We start from the raw sequence: 2,999 nt of genomic DNA, 5'->3' as shown, positions 1-2,999 counted from the left end.
GAGATTAGATGAAGGATCTAAAGGATCAGAGGACTGAGAAGGCTTTGGTTCAACAGGGACAGAAGGAGGAGAAACAGTATCCAGAGATGAAGTGTCCTCCGGAGCAGAGGGCTTAGATGGCAACGACATAGAAAGTGGATCAGGGCGTGGAGAATCGACAGGATCAGAGGACGTAGAAGAAGGAGGGTCAGACATAAACGACGTAGAAAGTGGATTGGGAGGGGGAGGATCAACAGGATCAGGGGATGTAGAAGAAGGAGGGTCAGACATAAACGACGTAGAAAGTGGATTGGGAGGGGGAGGATCGACAGGAGCAGAGAACGTAGAAGAAGGAGAGTCAGATGTCAACGACGTAGAAAGTGGATCGGGAGGAGAAGATGGAGGATCAACAGGATCAGAGGATGTAGAAGAAGGAGCGTCAGACATAAACGACGTAGAAAATGGATCGGGAGGGAGAGGATCGACAGGATCAGAGGACGTAGAAGAAGGAGGGTCAGACACAAACGAAGTAGAAAGTGGATCGGGAGGGGGAGGATCGACAGGAGCAGAGGACGTAAAAGAAGGAGGGTCAGACACAAACGAAGTAGAAAGTGGATCGGGAGGGGGAGGATCGACAGGAGCAGAGGACGTAGAAGAAGGAGAGTCAGATGTCAACGATGTGGAAAGTGGATCGGAAGGGGGAGGATCGACAGAATCAGAGGACGTAGAAGAAGGAGGGTCAGACATAAACGACGTAGAAAGTGGATCGGGAGGGGGAGGATCGACAGGAGCAGAGGACGTAGAAGAAGGAGAGTCAGATATCAACGACGTAGAAAGTGAATTGGGGGGAGAAGATGGAGGATTAACAGGATGAGATAATGAAGAAGGTTTACCAAATGGACCATTATAAGAACCTATTCTAGAAGAAATATAAACCCCTTCGAGTCGGAAATCCCAAAATTCCCCCTCACCTTCCACTAATCTTTGCGTAGCATCTGCTTCTCCAAAGGGCGAACCTGGACCATAACCACGAATACGATATTGATAAGGAAAACCTTTCACCGTAGTATAATCATCATAACCATTGGCGAGTCGAAAAGAACCTGCCTGCGCTGTTCCAGCAACTTGAATGAGTGAAATGCTTTGATCTTTTCCCTCATAGACTTCTTTACTTGCATATTTTGGAAAATTTTGCACATGAACGAATGTCGTTCCAGAAACATCCCCATAGATCAATATGCGATCCGTCTTTTGGGGATTAAACAAACCCTCATCATTCAAAAATGCATTCAACCTAATCTGAGCGTTTCCCTCGGCACTGTAGACTTTTTTATCTTTTGATGCGAGAATTTTATCTCCTGCACCTATATCTGCTTTTTTTCCAATGCGTAGCGTTTGATAACCACTGTCTTCATCAAAGATCAATGTGCTATTGGAAAGACTTAGAGAAGAAAGCGATGAAACAGATTCCTGTAAACCGTTGTATTTACTTTTAGTAAGATACCATTTTGAATAACGAATTAACTCTAAATCAATAACCGATCTACCCTCAACACGCGTACCTCCTGTAAGAGAGGAAGCGTTTGCTTTCACCAATAGAGAAGCATTATTTTTAGCTTTTAGCAACAAATCACCAGAGATTTTTGTTTCATCCGATAATTCAAGAGTGCCTTTTACTTCATAGTCTTTATTCCCCTTCGCATAAATCGCAATCCCGTCTGGAACTGTCATATTTGTCTCTGATAAATAAACAAATGCCCTCCCCGTGATAACTTTTTTGGTTTCTAAAATTTTTTCATCATCTCGTTGCCTCAACATTTTAGCAAGTTCTTCTGGAGCTAAAACATTAAAGCACAGTCCATATACTCCCTCACCCTGAACAGAAATATTGTTTTTTTCTATCTTAATATTTGTATTCTTAAAGCCATCTGGTGAAATATATTTTTGAATTAACTTACCATTATCATTTACATAACCTGAAAAGTTTTTCATCAAGAATGCATGCATATGGTTCAGCTGAATAAAATTGTTTTTCAAATGAACGTCACCACCTTGAAAAACCTCAAAAGCTTCTGGCAATACCCCCATAGCTCCATCACCATCTGTTAAAGTTTCCTCCCTCCTTCCTTGCCCCGTAATCCCCATAGTATCAAGAATATAATGCCCCCCAAATCGAGTTGAAAATGAGCCAATCTGGTTAAAATTAACGGTACCGTCTGTCATTTTAACCATTGCATCAAAACCACTCATAATACCGATCCCTTTTACATTCAAATTATCTGGCTCAATATTGATATTCACACTCACTAAAGCAATATCCGTTCCTCTCCCCCATGCATAAATAGCATGTGAAGTCCCCTTAATTTCCCCTACTGTCATGCTAATAACGGCATTTTGAGCACGAAGAGCAGGTATATTCTTAAAATCTGAAGCTATTAAATTAATTTTTCCACCATTTCTTACATACGCCCCATACGCAGATATTTTATCTGGATCATCGCCAAAAACTGTTATCTGAGAGGCATTAACAATAGTGCCTGCTTTTTCTACATATATAGCTGCAATAGGTGCAATATGAGCAGACGTCTCTTGAGAACTTTTTAAGTAATAGATTTTATCTGCAAGAAAGTGTGTTTTTCTATCATCGCATTTATAAAATGCCCCTCCTGCATCACTTGAAGATCCTGCAGCATTAACATACGTAACCTGCAAAAAATAAAGAATAGCTGTTGTAACGTTGCATAAAAATACATATTTATGAAATACATAAATCATAACTCTTGCCGCCTCCTATTCCCCTACTTCTATTCATTGAAGAATAATATCTATATTAAGCTAATAAATTTCTCAAAATACAATAAATATAAAATGAAATATTTAATTTAATACTTAATACAATACTATATACTTATATATAAGTTACTATATAGTTTATGTATCGCTAAAAAAGGTGGCGCAATCCAGCAGAGAAACTCGTTCCAGAAAAACCAATTTTCTTAAATCTATGCTGATAAGTGACA

General features: G+C 39.9%; 1 protein-coding gene. It reads right to left on the bottom strand.

All coding sequences use genetic code 11. The annotated features are described in order from the left end of the window. Window positions 1–2,754, bottom strand: a 2,754-nt coding sequence (locus ACFIQE_RS09345; protein ID WP_375706466.1) for an autotransporter outer membrane beta-barrel domain-containing protein, incomplete at its 3' end; no start/stop codon positions are given. Between the last annotated feature and the right edge of the window lie 245 nt (window positions 2,755–2,999).

The organism is Bartonella sp. AA1HLJMS, from assembly GCF_042197445.1.
Classification (GTDB): domain Bacteria; phylum Pseudomonadota; class Alphaproteobacteria; order Rhizobiales; family Rhizobiaceae; genus Bartonella.
Note: the sequence above shows the minus strand (reverse complement) of the source record. Positions and strands in the feature narration are given on the sequence as shown.